Source organism: Erythrobacter sp. (genome assembly GCF_023653175.1).
Classification (GTDB): domain Bacteria; phylum Pseudomonadota; class Alphaproteobacteria; order Sphingomonadales; family Sphingomonadaceae; genus Erythrobacter.
This window is the reverse complement of the sequence record NZ_JAMNXL010000070.1, coordinates 1-17,096: the sequence shown is the minus strand read 5'-3', so window position 1 is coordinate 17,096 and position 17,096 is coordinate 1. Positions and strand designations below refer to the sequence as shown.

General features: G+C 66.4%; 12 protein-coding genes and 1 pseudogene. 7 read left to right on the top strand and 6 right to left on the bottom strand.

Going from position 1 to position 17,096, the window contains the following annotated elements:
* Both NBV68_RS09595 and NBV68_RS09590 read right to left on the bottom strand, forming a co-directional pair.
* Positions 1–274 (bottom strand): annotated as a pseudogene (locus tag NBV68_RS09595) (alpha-amylase); the annotation flags it as partial.
* Positions 271–1,863, bottom strand: coding sequence for an MFS transporter (locus tag NBV68_RS09590; protein ID WP_296309201.1), 1,593 nt, complete (start codon positions 1,861–1,863; stop codon positions 271–273). The pseudogene NBV68_RS09595 and the gene NBV68_RS09590, both read right to left, overlap by 4 nt.
* A 305-nt stretch (positions 1,864–2,168) precedes the next feature.
* On the opposite strand from NBV68_RS09590, the gene NBV68_RS09585 reads away from it, so the two are divergent.
* From NBV68_RS09585 to NBV68_RS09570, 4 genes are read left to right on the top strand one after another with little or no spacing between them, the layout of a single operon-like run.
* Complete coding sequence (locus NBV68_RS09585) at positions 2,169–4,034, top strand: alpha-amylase family glycosyl hydrolase (RefSeq protein WP_296309198.1); 1,866 nt, start codon at positions 2,169–2,171, stop codon at positions 4,032–4,034.
* Positions 4,034–5,686: an alpha-glucosidase gene (locus NBV68_RS09580; protein ID WP_296309196.1), complete on the top strand. Its 1,653-nt coding sequence runs from the start codon at positions 4,034–4,036 to the stop codon at positions 5,684–5,686. Before NBV68_RS09585 ends, NBV68_RS09580 begins: the two co-directional genes overlap by 1 nt.
* Before the next feature lie 9 nt (positions 5,687–5,695).
* A complete protein-coding gene (locus tag NBV68_RS09575) occupies positions 5,696–6,727 on the top strand; it encodes a substrate-binding domain-containing protein (RefSeq protein WP_296309193.1) in 1,032 nt (343 codons plus the stop codon).
* Positions 6,724–8,244 carry a tryptophan halogenase family protein gene (locus NBV68_RS09570; RefSeq protein ID WP_296309192.1) on the top strand — a complete coding sequence of 507 codons (1,521 nt, stop codon included), beginning with the start codon at positions 6,724–6,726 and terminating at the stop codon, positions 8,242–8,244. The genes NBV68_RS09575 and NBV68_RS09570 overlap by 4 nt, the downstream gene beginning before the upstream one ends.
* Before the next feature lie 247 nt (positions 8,245–8,491).
* On the opposite strand, the gene NBV68_RS09565 is transcribed toward NBV68_RS09570, so the two are convergent.
* Positions 8,492–11,284: a TonB-dependent receptor gene (locus NBV68_RS09565; protein ID WP_296309189.1), complete on the bottom strand. Its 2,793-nt coding sequence runs from the start codon at positions 11,282–11,284 to the stop codon at positions 8,492–8,494.
* Between the two features lie 372 nt (positions 11,285–11,656).
* Here NBV68_RS09565 and NBV68_RS09560 point away from each other — a divergent pair, with 372 nt between their 5' ends.
* Positions 11,657–12,406, top strand: a complete 750-nt coding sequence (locus NBV68_RS09560) for a DUF6445 family protein (protein WP_296309186.1) — start codon at positions 11,657–11,659, stop codon at positions 12,404–12,406.
* Positions 12,407–12,435: 29 nt separating this feature from the next.
* Positions 12,436–13,962, top strand: a complete 1,527-nt coding sequence (locus tag NBV68_RS09555; RefSeq protein ID WP_296309183.1) for a tryptophan halogenase family protein — start codon at positions 12,436–12,438, stop codon at positions 13,960–13,962.
* Positions 13,963–14,041: 79 nt separating this feature from the next.
* Here NBV68_RS09555 and NBV68_RS09550 read toward each other — a convergent pair whose 3' ends face one another.
* On the bottom strand, positions 14,042–14,542 hold the full coding sequence (locus tag NBV68_RS09550) for a cytochrome c family protein (RefSeq protein ID WP_296309180.1): 501 nt from the start codon (positions 14,540–14,542) through the stop codon (positions 14,042–14,044).
* Positions 14,543–14,761: 219 nt separating this feature from the next.
* On the opposite strand from NBV68_RS09550, the gene NBV68_RS09545 reads away from it, so the two are divergent.
* Complete coding sequence (locus tag NBV68_RS09545) at positions 14,762–15,589, top strand: DUF1499 domain-containing protein (RefSeq protein WP_296309179.1); 828 nt, start codon at positions 14,762–14,764, stop codon at positions 15,587–15,589.
* Here the strand turns inward: NBV68_RS09545 and NBV68_RS09540 are convergent.
* Together NBV68_RS09540 and NBV68_RS09535 are read right to left on the bottom strand one after the other, a co-directional pair.
* Positions 15,586–16,191, bottom strand: coding sequence for a CDP-alcohol phosphatidyltransferase family protein (locus tag NBV68_RS09540; protein WP_296309177.1), 606 nt, complete (start codon positions 16,189–16,191; stop codon positions 15,586–15,588). The two genes, NBV68_RS09545 and NBV68_RS09540, sit on opposite strands and share 4 nt — an antisense overlap.
* A gap of 10 nt (positions 16,192–16,201) precedes the next feature.
* Positions 16,202–17,096 (bottom strand): nucleoside transporter C-terminal domain-containing protein (locus tag NBV68_RS09535; protein ID WP_296309175.1); only part of this gene is annotated, 895 nt, incomplete at its 5' end.

Sequence of the window (17,096 nt, the reverse complement as noted above, 5' to 3'; positions counted from 1 at the left end):
TGCCCTTGCGGTTAACCTCGCCGATCGGGTGGACCGGCATCAGCCAGATGATGTCGACGCCCATCGCGGCAAGGCGCGGGAGCTGCTTTTGCGCGGCGGCGAAGGTGCCCTCAGGGGTGAACTGGCGGGTGTTGAGCTGGTAGAGCACCGCATCGCGCGTCCAGTCGGCGTTCTCGACCTCGACCACATCGCGCGGGGAGTAATCCGGTTCTCCGGCCAGTGCAGGGGCCGCAAAAAGCGCGCCCGCCAGAAGTGCAATCGTCAGCCGCATCATGCCTGCTCCACCTTCAGTTGTGGCGCGCCCGCGCTCTCGCCATCGGCGACGAAGAAGGTCGCGACCGCAGCCAGCACCATGCTCACCGCCGAAATCGCCATTGCCCAGATCGGCTGGCCGCCGAACAGGTTGATCAGCAGAAACCCGAGCAGGGTCGACGCCAGCAGCTGCGGCACGACGATGAAGATGTTGAACACCCCCATGTAAATGCCCATCTTTTCCTGCGGCACACAGCCTGCGAGGATCGCATAGGGCATCGACACGATCGAGGCCCAGGCGATGCCGATCCCGATCTGCGGGATCCACAACAGCGCAGGATCGCGCACCAGCAGCACCGCAGCAAAACCCGCTGCGCCAGCGATGAGGTTGAAGGCGTGGAGGCGGCAGCGGCCGATCTTCGCGGCGATCATCACGAAGCCCAATGCGGCCGCTGCGGCAAGGCCATTGCGCACCGATCCCATCAGGCTCCACCAGTCGGCCCCGTTCTGATAGGCAGCGCTCGCCGCATCGCTCGCGCCGAAGTGGTATTCGGTCACCCCTGGCGTGCCGTAGATCCACAGCCCGAACATCCCGAACCAGCTGAAGAACTGCACCACGGCAAGCTGGCGCATGGTGCGCGGCATGGCGAAAAGGTCGGTGACGACCTCCATGAAGCCGCTGTCCTCGCGGCCCTGCTTTCTCAGCGCGCCCGCGACCAACTGCACCACGCCGAAGCCTGCGACCAGCGCGGCGAGGACATAGATGTCCTTGGCGATTTCGATTGTGCCGAGCATCGTTGGCCCTGCTTCGCTGCGAGCGAAGGCAACGAGCGCCGCGATTCCCATTCCCGCGATCACCCACAAGGCGCCGCCGCTGGTGAACTGCGCGGCGGTGCGCGCGGCGGCACCCGCGGTGTTGCGCGGCGTTTCGGCCCGCGCGGCCTCGAAACGGGCGAGCTCGTCAGGCGAATATTCCTTGGTCGAGAACACCGTCCACGCCACAGCCGCCAGCAGCGCCGCGCCGCCGATGTAGAAGGACCACTGCACGGTTTCGGGGATCATCCCCTCGGGCGCGGTGTTGCTCATGCCCAGCCAGTTGGTCATTACCCAAGGCAGCGCACCCGCCATCACCGCGCCCGCGCCGATGAAGAAGCTCTGCATCGCATATCCCATGGTGCGCTGGCGATCGGGCAGGTTGTCGCCGACGAAGGCGCGGAACGGCTCCATCGTGATATTGAGCGAGGCGTCCATGATCCACAGCATCCCTGCCGCGATCCACAAGGCAGGCGCGTTGGGCATGACGAACAGCGCAAGGCTGGCGAGCAGCGCGCCAATCAGGAAGAAGGGCCGGCGGCGGCCGAAGCGCGGGCTCCAGGTCTTGTCGGAGAGATGCCCGATGATCGGCTGCACGATCAGGCCCGTCATCGGCGCCGCGATCCACAGGATGGCAAGCTCGCCCACATCGGCGCCCAGCGTCTGGAAGATGCGGCTGACATTGCCGTTCTGGAGCTCGAACCCGATCTGGATTCCGAGGAATCCGAAACTCATGTTCCAGATCTGGCCCGCACTCAGCGCAGGCTTGTGGCCGACATGCGTCATGTTCGCTTTCATCCCTCTCCCCGCCACGCATCGGCCCTTGCGGGCGTGACGCGGCACGGCCATCCGCCTATGCTCCCGGCTCTTGCGTCCGGCGTGGCGGCTTTATGTGGCCGACGGACAGTCTGACCGCACTGCAAAAATTTGCAAGAAACTTTGCGGTTCGGGACGGGAAAAATCGGCAACTCGTCGCAAAAGCAAGCGGTTTTACAAGCGAATCAAATAACTTGAATAAGATTCGCCAGAGGCTCCCAGTCCGTCACAAGGATTTGCAAAAAGATTCCCAAGCTGTCACAACTGCTACCGGAGGGAGTTGGGTCATGAGGCGAATCTTCGCGAATCTTGCGGCTGTGCTGTGTGCAGGCACCTGTATGACGGGGGCCATCGCGGGAGCGCCGCTGGCGGCCCAGGCACCTTCGGCAACCGCGCCCGCGGTCCCGCCCATCGCCGAGCGCGGACTGGAGGACGAGATCATCTATTTCGTCCTGCCCGACCGCTTCGCCAACGGCGATCCGAAGAACGATCAGGGCGGCCTCAAGGGCGGCGCGTTCCAGCACGGCTTCGATCCGACCCACAAGGGCTTCTACCACGGCGGCGACCTCAAGGGGCTGACCGCGAAGCTCGACTATATCCAGGGCATGGGCGTCACCGCGATCTGGTTCGCGCCGATCTTCAAGAACAAGCCGGTGCAGGGCCTCCCCGGGCAGGAGAGCGCGGGCTATCACGGCTACTGGGTGACCGATTTCACCCAGGTCGACCCGCATTTCGGCACCAATGCCGAATTCAAGGCCTTCGTCGATGCGGCGCACGCACGCGGGATGAAGGTCTATATGGATATTATCATCAACCACACCGCCGACGTCATCGGTTATGCCGAGGGTGAGGCCAACGCCTACCGCTATCGCAGCAAGGGCGAATATCCGTTCTCGCGGCGCGGCGGGCCGGAGGGCAAGCCGATCAATGAGGGCTTTGCGGGCGACGACAACCCCGATCCCGCCAATTGGGCGCGGCTCGCCGATCCGTCCTTCGCCTACACACCGGTGGTGACCGAGGCGGAGAAGGACGTGAAGGTCCCCGCCTGGCTCAATGACGTGACGCTCTACCACAACCGCGGCAATTCGCATTGGGTGGGCGAGAGCAGCCTTTATGGCGACTTTGCGGGGCTCGACGATCTTGCCACCGAAAACCCGCGCGTGATCAGCGGCATGATCGAAATCTTCGGCCAGTGGATCGACGATTACGGGATCGACGGCTACCGCATCGACACCGCCAAGCATGTGAACCCCGAGTTCTGGCAGGCCTTCACGCCGGCAATCCTGAAGCGCGCCGAGGCCAAGGGTATCAAGCACTTCCACATCTTCGGCGAGATCGCTTACGAGGAGCCCACCGCCACCCTCGCCGCGCAGGTCATGGCGCAAAGCGGGTTGCCCTATGCGCTCGACATGGGCTTTGCCAAGGCCGCACAGCTGGTTGCGAGCGGCAAGGCGGGCCCGCGGCTGATGGCCGAATTCCTTGATCAGGACGCGATCTATCCCGGCGGCGCCAAGACCGCGCTGGGCCTGCCGACCTTCCTCGGCAACCACGATTTCGGGCGCTTCTCGATGTTCGTGGCGCAAATGAGCGGCAATGCCGACGAGGGGACGCTGCTCGCACGCGTCAAGCTCGGCCACGCGATGATGTTCCTGCTGCGCGGGGTCCCGACGGTCTATTACGGGGACGAGCAGGGCTTCATCTCCGACGGCAACGACCAGCTGGCGCGCGAGGACATGTTCCCGAGCCGTGTCCCAGCTTACAACGACAATGATCTGATCGGCAGCGACGCGACCACGGCCGCAGACAATTTCGATCCCGCCCACCCGCTCTACCGCCAGATCGCCGCGCTTTCCGCCGCCCGCACCGCCGCCCCCGCGTTGCGGCGCGGGCTCACCACGGTGCGCGCCTTCACCGAAGAGGGCCCCGGGCTGCTCGCGGTCGAGCGCCACGATCCCGAAACCGGACAGCGCATTCTGGCACTGTTCAACACCGGCGAAAGCCCACTTTCGCGAAGCATCGAGGTCAGCTACCGCGCAAGCCGGATCACGCCGCTGGTCGGCCCCTGCCCTGCCGCGCTCGCCGCGCCGGGTTCGGTCACGGTCACGCTGCCCGCCTTCGGCTTTGCCGCCTGCATTCTGGAGTCCGACGACTGATGGCAACCGCTCTTGCCGAAACCGCTGTTGCCACCGATGCCCCGCTGGCGTGGTGGCGCGGGGCGGTCATCTACCAGATCTATCCGCGCTCCTTCCGCGACACCAATGGCGACGGGATCGGCGACCTTGCCGGCATCGCCGAGCGGCTCGACTACATCGCCGACCTTGGCGTTGACGGCATCTGGATCTCGCCCTTCTTCACCTCGCCGATGAAGGACTTCGGCTACGACGTCGCCGACTATTGCGGGATCGACCCGAGCTTCGGCACCTTCGCCGATTTCGACCGGATCATAGAGAAGGCCCACGCATTGGGCCTCAAGGTGATCATCGACCAGGTCTATTCGCACACTTCCGATGAACACGCGTGGTTTCAGGAGAGCCGCGCGGATCGCACCAACCCCAAGGCCGACTGGTATGTCTGGGCCGATCCCAAGCCCTGCGGCTCGCCCCCGTCCAACTGGCAATCGGTGTTCGGCGGTTCGGCATGGCAGTGGGATGGCCCCCGCAAGCAGTACTACCTGCACAACTTCCTGACCTCGCAGCCCGATCTCAATGTCCACAATCCGGACGTGCAGAACGCGCTGCTCGATGTTGCCCGGTTCTGGCTGGCGCGTGGGGTTGACGGCTTCCGGCTCGATGCCTTGAACTTCTCGATGCATGACCCGGAGCTGCGCGACAATCCGCCGTCGGGCCTGCCGATGGAGCTGGTCACCCGCCCCTTCGACATGCAGATCAAGCAGTACAACCAGTCGCACCCGGACATCGTCGCCTTCCTCGAACGCATCCGCCAGACGCTGGACGAGTTCCCGGGCCGCTTCACCGTCGCCGAAGTCGGCGGGCCCGAGCCGCTTGCGGAAATGAAGGCCTTCACCGCGGGCGGCAAGCGGCTCGACAGCGCCTACAACTTCGATTTCCTCTACGCCTCGCGCCTCACCGCGCCGCTGGTGCGCGCCAGCCTCTCGCAGTGGAGCGGGGAGCCGGGCGAGGGGTGGCCGAGCTGGGCCTTCTCCAACCACGACGCGCCGCGCGCGGTTACCCGCTGGACGCTGGATGGCGACATGGCGCGCGCGGGCCGCCTCAACCTGCTGCTGCTGCTCAGCCTTCGCGGCAACCCGATAATCTATCAGGGCGAGGAGCTCGGCCTGCCGCAGGGCGAGGTCGCCTTCGAGGACCTGCAGGACCCCGAGGCAATCGTCAACTGGCCGCACACGCTAGGCCGTGACGGCGCGCGCACCCCGATGCCGTGGGCGGCGAATGCACCCCAAGCCGGCTTCTCGAGCGCCAACCGCACCTGGCTGAAGCTCGATCCGGTCCACACCGGCTTTGCGGTAGACAAGCAGGCTGAAGACCCCGCCTCAACCCTCGGCTATGCCCGCGCGTTGCTGGCTGCGCGGCGCAGGGCTCCGGCGCTGGCGACGGGCGCGATCGCGCTGCTCGACACGCCTGAAGACATCCTTGCCTTCCTGCGTGAGGATGAGAGCGACACCGTGCTGTGCGTCTTCAACCTCGGCGATGCGCCCGGCCACTGGAGCGCTCCGCAAGGCCTCGGCAGCCTCGCGCTGATCGCCACCGAAAGCCATGTCGGCGGCGGCGCAGTGCCGGAGGCGCTCGCGCCCGGCACCGGCTACTGGGCGCGCGTGACGGGCGGCTAGGGCACACTAATGGCCGACAATCCGCTCTCGCAATCCCGGCGCAGCGCGACACTAGAGGATATTGCGCGCGAGGCGGGGGTCTCGATCTCGACCGTCAGCCGTGCGCTCAACGACAGTCCCTCGGTCAAGCGCCGCACCAAGCAGCAGATCTGGCAGATCGCCCGCGCGCATGACTACGAGTTCCGCGCGAGCATGCCGAGCGGCCCGATCGGCGCCGACGCGACGCTCGCGGTGGTCGTCCCCGCCCCGCAGGCGCGCGACAGCCGGGTGTCGGACCCATTCTTCCTCGAGCTGCTGGCGGGCATCGCCGAGGCCGCGCGCGAGCGCAACGCCGACCTCATCATCAGCCACCTCTCCCCCCGCGCCGGCGGCGACCTCGACTACGCGATGAGCACCAGCCGCGCGACGGGGGCGATCTTCATCGGCCAGTCCTCGCTCCATCACGAATTCAACGCATTGGCCGCGCGCGACAACCGCTTCGTGGTGTGGGGCGCGGAGTTCCCGGACGCGCAATACTGCGTGATCGGCTCGGACAACCTTGCGGGCGGCAGGCGCGCCACCGCTCACCTTGCGCGCCTTGGCCGCCGCCGCATCGCCTTCCTCGGCGACAGCGAGGCGCCCGAGGCAGAACAGCGGCTGCGCGGATACAAGCAGGCGCTCGAGCAGGCGGGGATCCCCTTCGACGACGATCTGGTCGTCCCCGCCCATTTCGAGGTCCACTCGGCCGAGGCCGCGGTGCGCAGCGCGCTCGCCCGGGGCCTCAGGTTCGACGCGATCTTCGCCGCTTCCGACCTCATCGCCATCGGCGCGATCCGCGCGCTGACCCGCTCGGGGATGCGGGTGCCCGAGGACGTCTCGGTGGTGGGATACGACAACATCCCCGCCGCCCGCCTCGTCACCCCGCAGCTCACCACCATCGACCAGGACGCCAACCTTGCAGGGCGCATGCTGGTCTCCAAGCTGATCGACAAGGGCGATGGCCCCGCGATCTCCCAGCGGCTCGAGACTAGCTTGCTGATCCGTGAAAGCTGCGGGGGATGAGCGACGCGCCCGCCCCCTTGAAGTCGATCGTCATCGTCGGCGGCGGCAGCGCGGGGTGGATGACCGCGGCCGCGCTCGCCCAGGCAGTGGGCGGGACTTGCGCCATCACCCTCGTCGAGAGCGAGGCGATCGGCACGGTCGGCGTGGGCGAGGCCACCATCCCCCCGATCCGCCACTTCAACCAGCGCCTCGGCATCGACGAGGCGACCTTCGTGCGCGAGACGCAAGGCAGCTTCAAGCTGGGCATCGAGTTCGTCGATTGGGGCCGCAAGGACCACCGCTACTTCCACCCCTTCGGCCAGTACGGCGCCGAGTTCGACACCGTCCCCTTCTACCACCACTGGATGCGCGAGCATCTGGCGGGCCGCACCGAGGGGCCGATCGACGACTTCTCGATGTGCTGGGCGATGGCGAAGGCCGGCAAGTTCGCCCACCCCTCGCCCGACCGGCGGCTGATCCAGTCGACCTTCGACTACGCCTACCACTTCGACGCCGGGCTCTATGCCGCGTTCCTCCGGCGCTACGCCGAAGCGCGGGGGGTGAAGCGCGTTGAAGGCAAGGTCGTCGATGTCGCCTTGCGGGGCGAGGACGGGTTCATCGAGGCCGTCACCCTCGACAACGGCACCCGCATCGCAGGCGAGTTCTTCATTGATTGCAGCGGCTTCCGCGGCCTGCTGATCGAGGAGGCGCTGCACGCCGGCTACGACAACTGGCAGCACTGGCTCCCCTGCGACCGTGCCGTCGCGGTGCCCTGCGAAAGGGGCGAGTTCACCCCCTACACCCGCTCCACCGCGCGCGAGGCCGGGTGGCAGTGGCGCATCCCGCTCCAGCACCGCACCGGCAATGGCTACGTGCATTGCAGCCAGTTCATTTCCGAGGACGAGGCGGCAACGACGCTGCTACAGGGCCTCGACGGCAAGGCGATGGCCGACCCGCGCCCGCTGCGCTTCGTCACCGGCAAGCGCCGCGAATTCTGGAAGCGCAACTGCGTCGCCATCGGGCTCTCCGCCGGGTTCATGGAGCCGCTCGAATCCACCAGCCTCCACCTCATCCAGTACGGTATCCTGCGCCTCATCGCGCTGCTGCCCGACAGTGCCATGTCGCCGCTGCTGCTGCGCGAATACAACGCCCAGACCGCGCGCGAATACGAGCTGATCCGCGACTTCCTGATCCTCCACTACAAGGCGACCGAACGGCAGGACTCCGAGCTGTGGCGCTACTGCGCGGCCATGCCGATCCCCGACAGCCTGCAGTACAAGATCGACCACTTCCGCACCAACGGCATGCTGGTCGCCGACGGACAGGAGCTGTTCGCCAACCCGAGCTGGATCGCGGTCTATCTCGGGCAAGGCATCACCCCCGCCCGCGCCCCGGCGCTCGCCCGGATGCGCGAGGGCGTGCCGGTCGCCGAACGGCTCGCCCAGATCCGCAAGGCGATGGACGAGGCGGTCGCCACCATGCCGAGCCACGGCGAGTTCATCGCCCGCCACTGCGCAGCCCCGGTGCTTGCCGCCTGATCCGGCGCGCGTCCGCCCGCTTGCGGCGGAGCCAATGTTTCACGTGGAACATTTCAAGAACGCTCCGACGGAGTGAACGACCCGCCAACGACCCGCCGACGACATGGCAATGCCTGCGCAATGCCCCGCCAGCACCTGCGCTCGGCACCGCCACCGATCCCGCACGCCCGAGCCCCGACACAAGAAGGGCCCGCCATCGCTGGCGGGCCCCTCCCTGCAACCCTCGTGCGACCCGAGGGCCTATGGCTCAGAAGCTCTTGCGCAGCGTGAACTGGAAGGTCCGGCCGTAGAGCTCGTGGCGGCTCGGGAAGGACTGGCCGAGCGACGTCCCGTTAGCAGCGAACAGCTCGTTCTCGGTCACGAAGGGCTGATCGGTCAGGTTGAACACTTCGGCGAGGATCTGCACGCCGTTGAGGAAGCTGCCTTCCTTTTCGAAGGTGTAGCCGATCTGCGCGTCGACGATCGTCTCGCTCAGCGCCTCGGCCCCTTCGAGCCCGCCCGAGAAGTTGGGCACTTCCGAGAGGAACCCGCCACGGTAGCGCGCGGCGATCTTGGCGCGGAAGCCGTTCTTTTCGTAGAAGATGTCGCCCGACCAGGTGAGGTCCGAATAGCCCGGAATGCGGATCGGCTGGTTGCCCGGAGGGGTGATCTCGGCGTCCGAATAGGTCAGCGAGTAGAACCCGCCGAACCCGTCGAGCGCATCGGTGATGTCGCCGAAGTTGACCCGCACCGTGCCTTCGATCCCGGCGATCTTGCCGTCCGAGAAGTTGACCGGGCCGTTGAAGGCACCGATCGCGAGCTGCGGGGCGTTGGTCAGGATCGACCCGAAGCCGGCATTCTCGATCTGCTGGGTGAAATCGATCAGCGCGGGCTGGTTGACCACCCAGTCCGACAGGTCCTTGTAGAAGGCCGCGACGATGATCGCGCTGCCCGGCGAGAAGTACTTCTCGAAGGAGATGTCGTAGGAGGTCGAACGGTAGGGCTGGAGCGTCGGGTTGCCGCCGCCCAGGTTGAAGCACACCAGCGAAGGCGGGTTGAACCCGATCACCGTGTCGGGAACCTGGTCGCCGTTGGTGTCGGCGCAGCTCAGGGAATTGACGGTGATGTTCTGGTTCGCCGCCAGCTGATCGAGCCGCGCGCGGGTGATGGTCTTCGCGAAGGCGATGCGGATGAAGGTATCCGGCAACATCTCGAAGCTGAGGTTCGCGCTCGGCAACCAGTTGTCGTAGCTGAAGCTCACGTCGTTGACGGCGCCGCCGCTCAGCGTGCCGGTCGAGCTTTGCGAGGTGTCGACATAGCGCAGGCCGATGTTCCCGCGCACCGGCACCGAGCCGAGTTCGCCGTTGATATTGGCCTGGATGTAGAAGTTGTGAACCCGCTCCTCGACCAGCCATTCGGTGTCGTCGGTGGCGCGCTGCAGCGTGTAGGCGCCGCTCGTGAGCAGGCTCGCCGGGTTGTAGGCGATGATGTTCTGGCCGATACCCTTGGTATCGGTCGCGCCGATGATGATCGAAGAGGGGATCGCCAGCGACGAGTTCACGAAGCCCGCGCCGGCGCGCAGGAAGGTGCCGTTGTTGTCGAAGTCCTTCGCGCGATCGGTGTAGAGCCAGCCCGCCACGATGCGGTCGATGAGGCCGCCGTCGAATTCCCAATAGGCTTCGGCGCGCAGCTGGTGCAGCTCGTCATTGGTTTCCGGTTCGCGCAGGAAGCCGACCTGGCCCCACCCGCCCGGATCGGTGAGCAGCACGTTGGCCGGGTTGGTGTAATCGATCAGCCCGTCGATGCTGTATTCGCCGTTCGGGTTGAAGGTGAAGGTCAGCGTGTCGGCCGGGCCCGAACCGGCGCGGCCGGTGCCGGCGTAGGATTCGTAGTCGACATCATTGCGGTCGAGGGTCGAATATCCGTAGTCGACGACGAAGCCGAGGTTGTCGGTCGCCTTCCATTCGAGGTTGCCGCCGACCGCGAAGATCGAGGAGTCCGCGCCCTCGGTGTCGGTGCGCAGGATCGGGAAGACGTTGGTGTAGGTGGCAGTGTCCGCGAAGGGCCCCGAGCCTGTCACGGCCCCGACCTGCGCCCCGCCATTGGTGCTCCACGAAGCGATCGGGGTTTCGGTGCCGCGGAAGATCCCGCTGTCTTCGGTGTTGGTGTAGAAACCGTCGATGGTCAGCGAGAAACGGTCGGTCGGCTCGAACTGGAGGCTGCCTGCGACCGAGGTGCGCTTGAATTCGCGGCTCTGCACGCCCTGGCGCGGGTTGTCGCGCGGGAAGATCACGCCGGCCGGCGTGCGGGCGATCTGGCCGTTGTTGGTCTTGAGCTCGCGCTGGATGATCTGGGTCGGGATCGACTGGATCGTCGCACCCAGCGACCAGCCCACGGTGCCGGCCTCGTTCTGGTCGATATAGCTGCCGAAGAAGCGGTAGCCGCTCGAGCTGAAATCGGGGTTGAGCGAACCGTTGTCGTTGTAGGTGTAGGTGCCCGACAGGGTCATCTGGCGCTTCTTGACATCGAGCGGCTTGACGGTCTGGAGGTCGACCGCGCCGGCGATGCCGATCGCGGCGAGTTGGGCGTCACCGGTCTTGTAGACGATGCCGGTGCCGATCAGTTCGGACGGGAACTGGTCAAACTCGATCCCGCGGTTGTTGCCCGCCGAGACGACTTCGCGGCCGTTGAGGAGCGCGAGGGAGAAGTCCGGGCCGAGGCCGCGGATCGAGACCGACTGCGAGCGGCCGCGCACGCGCTGGGCGGTCACGCCGGGGAGGCGCGCAAGAGTGTCGGCGATCGAGAGGTCGGGCAGCAGGCCGAGGTCTTCTGCGGTGATCACTTCGACGATCGAGGTCGCCTCGCGCTTGGCATCGAGCGAGGACTGGATCGAGCCGCGGATGCCGGTGACGACGATCGCGTCCTCTTCACCCTCGACAGCTGCCGGTTCCTCGGCCGGCGCGTCCTGCGCCATCACCGGCGTGCCGGTTACGGCGAGCGCCAGAAAGGTCGCGGCCCCGCACAGCAGGCGCGCGCTTGCATTGATCCCGTTCATTTTCATCAGAAGTCCCCTCCCGCAAGCACCGTTCGGCGGTGCTTTTGCAGTTTTTTTCATAGCCCAACCTGAACCGCAGGTAAATCGCCAAATGCCAGCCTTTCGCCGGAGTCTGGAATTTGTTGCTTTTTCGCTTTATTCTAAGTAGTTAAATGTCGCCAAGAAGGGGAAATCCGCGATTGATAACGCTATCAGAAGCGTGAATGTTGCGCGATTGTCACAGTTTTGGCTCGTGCCGCAGTGCAGCATGAAGCCCCACGCCGCCGGGCCCGGCCCAAGGCACCCCTCAGGCGCGGCAGAGACCGCTTTTATTACTTTTTTCTAATGTCTTAAGCTTACTGCTTGGAGCACTGCCGCGAGTTTGTTAGGCTTCTCCGCATGGCCAGCCAGCCCGCCTCGCCCCGACCCGACGCCCCCGCGCGCTGGGGAATTGCCCTCGCCGATTGGCGCGAGGAGCTTTTTTGCAATGCAGATCAGTACCTTGTCAGCCTCGACAATTTTCTCGTCGATCCCGATCATGCCGTTTCGCAGGCCAGTTTGCAAAAATTTGCAAAAATCACGCCGCAATATCCCGGCGTGCGTGCGGCGCTCGATCCTGCGGTTTGCGCTGCGTGGCTCGCCCAGCTTGCGCCGCTGCTCGACCAGTGGTTCGGCACTGCCGGGGCAAAAGCTGGCGCCCACCCCTGGGCGATGCAGGCGTGGTATTCGCTGGTGACGACGCCGCGGCAGGAGCTCGCCCCGATGCAGCGCCTGCCGCATGTCGACGGCACCGACCCGCAGCAGATCGCGATGATGCTTTATCTTCACCGGACGGGGCACGGCGGCACCGCCTTCTTCCGCCACCGCTCGACCGGGCTCGAAGCGCTCACCGCGCAGGACTATCCGCGCTATTCGCAAGCCGTGCAGGCCGAATACGGCCGCACCGGCCTGCCGCCAGCCGCCTACCCCACCGACGGCGCGCCGCATTTCGAGCGGGTGCATGTCGCCCAAGGCCGCTTCAACCGCGCGGTGTTCTACCGGGGCAACCTGCTCCATAGCGGGGTGATCGACAATGACTCCCCCTTGCACGCCGACCCCTGCGAGGGCCGGCTGACGATCAACGCCTTCTTCCGCCCGGCCCCGGGCTGAAGGACTGCACACAGACAGGACACGCAGATATGGAGAGGCCTCAGGTCAACAAGCTGGTGATCGTCGGCGGGGGAACCGCCGGGTGGATCACCGCGGCCGCCTTCGCGCGGCTGCTCGGCCAGCGCTTCAGCATCGAGCTGGTCGAGAGCGAGGCGATCGGCACGGTCGGCGTGGGCGAGGCGACAATCCCGCAGATCATCCGCCTCAACACGATCCTCGGGCTCGACGAGAACGAATTCCTGCGCGCCACCTCGGGCACCTTCAAGCTCGGGATCGAATTCGTCGACTGGGGGGCCAAGGGCAGCCGCTATCTCCACACCTTCGGCGATACGGGGATGAGCCTTGGCCATGTGCCCTTCCACCACTACTGGCGGCGCAGCGCCGGGAGCGCGCCCGACCCCAAGGGGCTGTGGACCTATTCGCTCCACCAGATGGCGGCCGACGGTGCGCGGTTCGGCAAGCTAGACCGGGTCGGCAACACCGCGATGACGGGGCTCGCCTATGCCTACCACTTCGATGCGAGCCGCTATGCCCTGTTCCTGCGCGCCTATGCCGAGGGGCGCGGGGTTACGCGCACCGAGGGGATCGTCGAGAGCGTCCAGCGCGATGGCGAGAGCGGCGATATCACCGCGATCACGCTCAAGGGCGGGCGCGAGGTCGCGGGCGACTTCTTCATCGACTGCACCGGCTTTCGCAGCATTCTGCTCGGAGAGGCGCTGGGGGTGGGTTACGAGGACTGGTCGAAGTGGCTCCCCTGCGACCGCGCGCTGGCGGTGCCGAGCGAGCGGCTCCCGACCCTCGTGCCCTATACCCGCGCGACCGCGAAGGATGCGGGATGGCAGTGGCGCATCCCGCTCCAGCACCGCACCGGCAACGGGCATGTCTATTCCTCGGGCTTCACCTCCGACGAGGCGGCGGCCGAGACGCTGCTGGCGGGGCTCGACACAAAGGCGCTGGGCGATCCGCGCCCGATCCGGTTCACGACCGGGCGACGGCAGGCCTTCTGGGCGCACAACTGCGTCGCCATCGGATTGTCGAGCGGCTTTCTCGAACCGCTCGAATCGACCTCGATCCACCTCATCCAGTCGCATGTCAGCCGGCTGATCCAGCATTTTCCCCGCGCGGGCGATGCCAGCGTCATGCGCGAGGAATATAACCGGCGCTGCGCGGCCGAGGTCGCGCAGATCCGCGACTTCCTGATCCTCCACTACCACCAGACCGCCCGCGAGGACACCGAGTTCTGGCGCTATTGCAGGCACATGGCGGTGCCCGAGAGCCTCACCCACAAGATCGCGCTGTTTGCCGCATCGGGCCGCGTGGGGCGCGACGTGGACGATCTGTTCCGCGATGCGAGCTGGGTGCAGGTGATGCTCGGCCAGGGGGTGATGCCGGCGGACCATGATCCGATGGCCGACCAGATCAGCGACGCGCAGCTCGCCGAGTTCCTCGCCAACGTGAAGACCCTCACCGCCCGCGCGGTCGGCAGTCTGCCCACCCACGAGGATTACCTCGCGCGCCACTGCCCGGTCGACGAACGGCTGCTCGCGGCGGCCTGAGCGAGCGCCGAAGACCCACGAAAAAGGGCGGCGCAGCCATGCTGCACCGCCCTTTTTTCTTGGCCCTGAGGCGCCAGTCCTACTTCGACTGGGCTTCCAGATAGGCGACGAGGTCGGCGCGCTTCTGGTCGTCCTTGACGCCCGGGAAGTTCATCTTGGTGCCCGGGATGTAGGCCTTGGGGTCCTTGAGGTATTCGAACAGGATCTGCGGCGTCCAGGTGATGCCGCTGTTCTTGTTGGCGTCCGAATAGGCAAAGCCCGCGACCGAGCCCGACTTGCGGCCGACGATCTTGTGCAGCGACGGGCCGACGCGGTTCACACCGTCATCGAACACGTGGCAGGTGCGGCACGCGGCGAAGACCTTTTCGCCCGCAGCGGCATCGCCGGTGAAGCTGGCATATTCGAGCTTCGCGCCCGCATCGGCAGCCGCCGGGGTGGCAGCAGCGGTCTCAGCCGGAGCGGCAGCTTCTTCGGTCGCCGCAGCCGGAGCCGCAGCCTCTTCTTCCTTCTTGCCACCGCAAGCCGAAAGGGTGGCGAGTGCCGCCAGCGCTGCCGCGCCCATCAGGAAATTACGCTTCATGGTCGTTTGTCCTCTGAACAATTCAGTTCCTCCCGCATCCCAGCGGGCCTTACTCCAGATTCTCGGGCAAGAAAAGCGGGACTTCACCCATGGCAAGCGCCCCTTTCCCCAACTCCGCCAACCCCTAACGCACAAGGATTGGTGGAGGTTCCAAGCGGTCTGTCGCAAGGCCTGCCACAAATATTGCCAAGGGTGGATCGCGCGCTATGGTCGCGTTCCATGGACACAATGACAAAGCCCGCCCTGCCCTGGTACACCAAGCTGACGCTCGCGCTCATGCTCATCGCGCCTGCGTGGTTCATGATCGCGGCCCTGGGCACCAAGCTCGGGATCTGGGACTGGAGGGTCGGGCTTCTGACCATGACGATCGCGGGAGGCCCGATCGTGCTCGGCATTCTCGGGATCGTCGCGCTGGTCGGACTGGTGCTGGCGATCCGCGCCAAGCCGCGCCGGATGGTGCCCCTGGGGATCGCGGTGGTGGCACTGTTCGCGGTCGGCGTGGTGTTCGGGATGATGGCGAGCCTCGGCGGCAAGGCGGCCGAGAACCCGATCTCCGACATTGCCACCGACACCGGCAATCCGCCGGCCTTCTCCACCGCCGTCACGACCGAACGGGCAGGAGACGAATTCAATCCGGTCAATGACTATCAGACCCCGATCGGCCAATTGAAGCCCTACCAAGGGCGTGTTTCGGACGAACTGGCGGTCAAGAGCCTCGCGCAGATCATCACCGCCAAGCCCGACCGCCCGGCCCCGCTGCCGCTCGGCGGGGCGGATAAGGCGGCAGGGATCGCCGCAGTCAAGGCGGCGATGACGGCGATGGGTCTCACCGACATCCGCGCGGACGAAACCGCCGGCACGGTCGAGGGCGTCTCGGAGAGCTTCTGGTTCGGCTTCAACGACGATGTCGTCGCCCGCGTCGGCGAGGCGCAGATCGACTTCCGCTCGGTGAGCCGCGTCGGGGTGAGCGACCTCGGCGCCAACACCGCGCGCATCAACGATCTGCGCGCTCGGACCGAGGCCCTGCTGGGAACGGCGGCGCGCTAATCGCGGAAGGTCGCCGCCGCCATCGCGCTGCGCTGGACAATGGTGAGCGTGCACAGCATCGCATAGCCATAGGCGAGCACGCCGAACCATGCCGGAAACAGGCACATGGCGATGAACACCGCGATGGTCTCGGTCCCCTCGGCGAGGCCGGTGGAGTAAAAGAAGCTCTTCTTCCCGTGCGCCTCGGTGCTGGCACCGCGCTTGCCCGCGATCACCGCGAAGGCGAGGAAGCTGACGCCGGTGAGCACGAAGCTCGCGACCAGCACCAGCGCGGGCAGCGTGTTGGCAGGCGCAAGGATGCCGAAGCCCAGCGGCACGCTGACATAGAAGGCGAAGTCGGCGACGATGTCGAAATAGCCGCCGAGATCGCTCGGCACCCGCGCGCGCGCCACGGCGCCGTCGAGCCCGTCGGCCAAGCGGTTGGCGATTATCAGCGCAAGCCCCCAGCCGATGTGGCCAAGCGCGATGGCGGTGGCTCCGGCAAGGCCGAGCGCAAGGCCCGCAAAGGTGATCGCATTGGCGGTTATCCCTGCGCTCGCCAGCGCGCGGCCGAGCCGGTTCAGCGGCGGATCGATCAGCGGGCGCAGCTTCGCGTCTAGCACCGGCCCGCCCTCACCACGTCACCAGTCCGATCCACGCGCCCGTCATGGCGCTGGCGAGGTTGCCGCTGATCCAGCTCTTGATCCCGAGCCCCGCGGCTTCCGCGCGGCGCTCGGGGCACAGGGTGCCGATGGTCGAGACCAGCAGGCCGACGCTGGCGAGGTTCGCGACCCCGCACAGGGCATAGGTGACGATCAATGTGGCGCGCGGGCCCAGCGTTCCAGCGGGCAGCGCGGCGAGTTCGAGATAAGCGACATATTCATTGAGCACCGCCTTGGTGCCCATCAACCCGCCTGCCGCCTGCGCCTCGCTCCACGGCACGCCGAGCAGCCACATGAAGGGCGCCAGCGCCCAGCCGAGCATGCGCTTCAAGCTGAGCGGCTCGCCCTCCACTGTCAGCGTCGTCGCGGCCAGCGCCATGTCGACCAGCGCAACCAGCGCGAAGACCGTGATGATCACCGCGATCACCGCAAGGAACAGCTGCATCCCGTCCAGCGTGCCCTTGATGATGGCGTCGATGCTGCTTTCATATCTGAGGCCCGTTTCCGCCCCGTCGACCTCGGTCGCGGTGTCCTCGGCCGAGGGCGGCACCATCAGGCGGGCGATCAGCAGCGCGGCGGGGAGCGAGATCAGCGAGGCGGAGATCATGTGGCCGACGGCGTCCGGCACGACCTGCTTCAGCGTCGTCGCATAGAGGATCAGGATCGCGCCCGAGATGGTCGCCATCGTCAGGCTCATGATCTGGAACAGCTCGCTGCGCGAAACTCGGGCGAAATAGGCGCGGGTCACCAGCGGCGCCTCGACCACGCCCAGAAACACGCTCGCCCCGCCCGACAGGCCGACGACCCCGCTCACGCCGAGCGAGCGGCGCAGCAGGAAGGAAAGACCACCCACAATCCAGCGCAGC

Excerpts from the sequence above, each read along its gene's own strand:
- NBV68_RS09590 (WP_296309201.1), bottom strand. The coding sequence starts at position 1,863 with ATGAAAGCGAACATGACGCATGTCGGCCACAAGCCTGCGCTGAGTGCG.
- NBV68_RS09585 (WP_296309198.1), top strand. The coding sequence starts at position 2,169 with ATGAGGCGAATCTTCGCGAATCTTGCGGCTGTGCTGTGTGCAGGCACC.
- NBV68_RS09580 (WP_296309196.1), top strand. The coding sequence starts at position 4,034 with ATGGCAACCGCTCTTGCCGAAACCGCTGTTGCCACCGATGCCCCGCTG.
- NBV68_RS09575 (WP_296309193.1), top strand. The coding sequence starts at position 5,696 with ATGGCCGACAATCCGCTCTCGCAATCCCGGCGCAGCGCGACACTAGAG.
- NBV68_RS09570 (WP_296309192.1), top strand. The coding sequence starts at position 6,724 with ATGAGCGACGCGCCCGCCCCCTTGAAGTCGATCGTCATCGTCGGCGGC.
- NBV68_RS09565 (WP_296309189.1), bottom strand. The coding sequence starts at position 11,284 with ATGAAAATGAACGGGATCAATGCAAGCGCGCGCCTGCTGTGCGGGGCC.
- NBV68_RS09560 (WP_296309186.1), top strand. The coding sequence starts at position 11,657 with ATGGCCAGCCAGCCCGCCTCGCCCCGACCCGACGCCCCCGCGCGCTGG.
- NBV68_RS09555 (WP_296309183.1), top strand. The coding sequence starts at position 12,436 with ATGGAGAGGCCTCAGGTCAACAAGCTGGTGATCGTCGGCGGGGGAACC.
- NBV68_RS09550 (WP_296309180.1), bottom strand. The coding sequence starts at position 14,542 with ATGAAGCGTAATTTCCTGATGGGCGCGGCAGCGCTGGCGGCACTCGCC.
- NBV68_RS09545 (WP_296309179.1), top strand. The coding sequence starts at position 14,762 with ATGGACACAATGACAAAGCCCGCCCTGCCCTGGTACACCAAGCTGACG.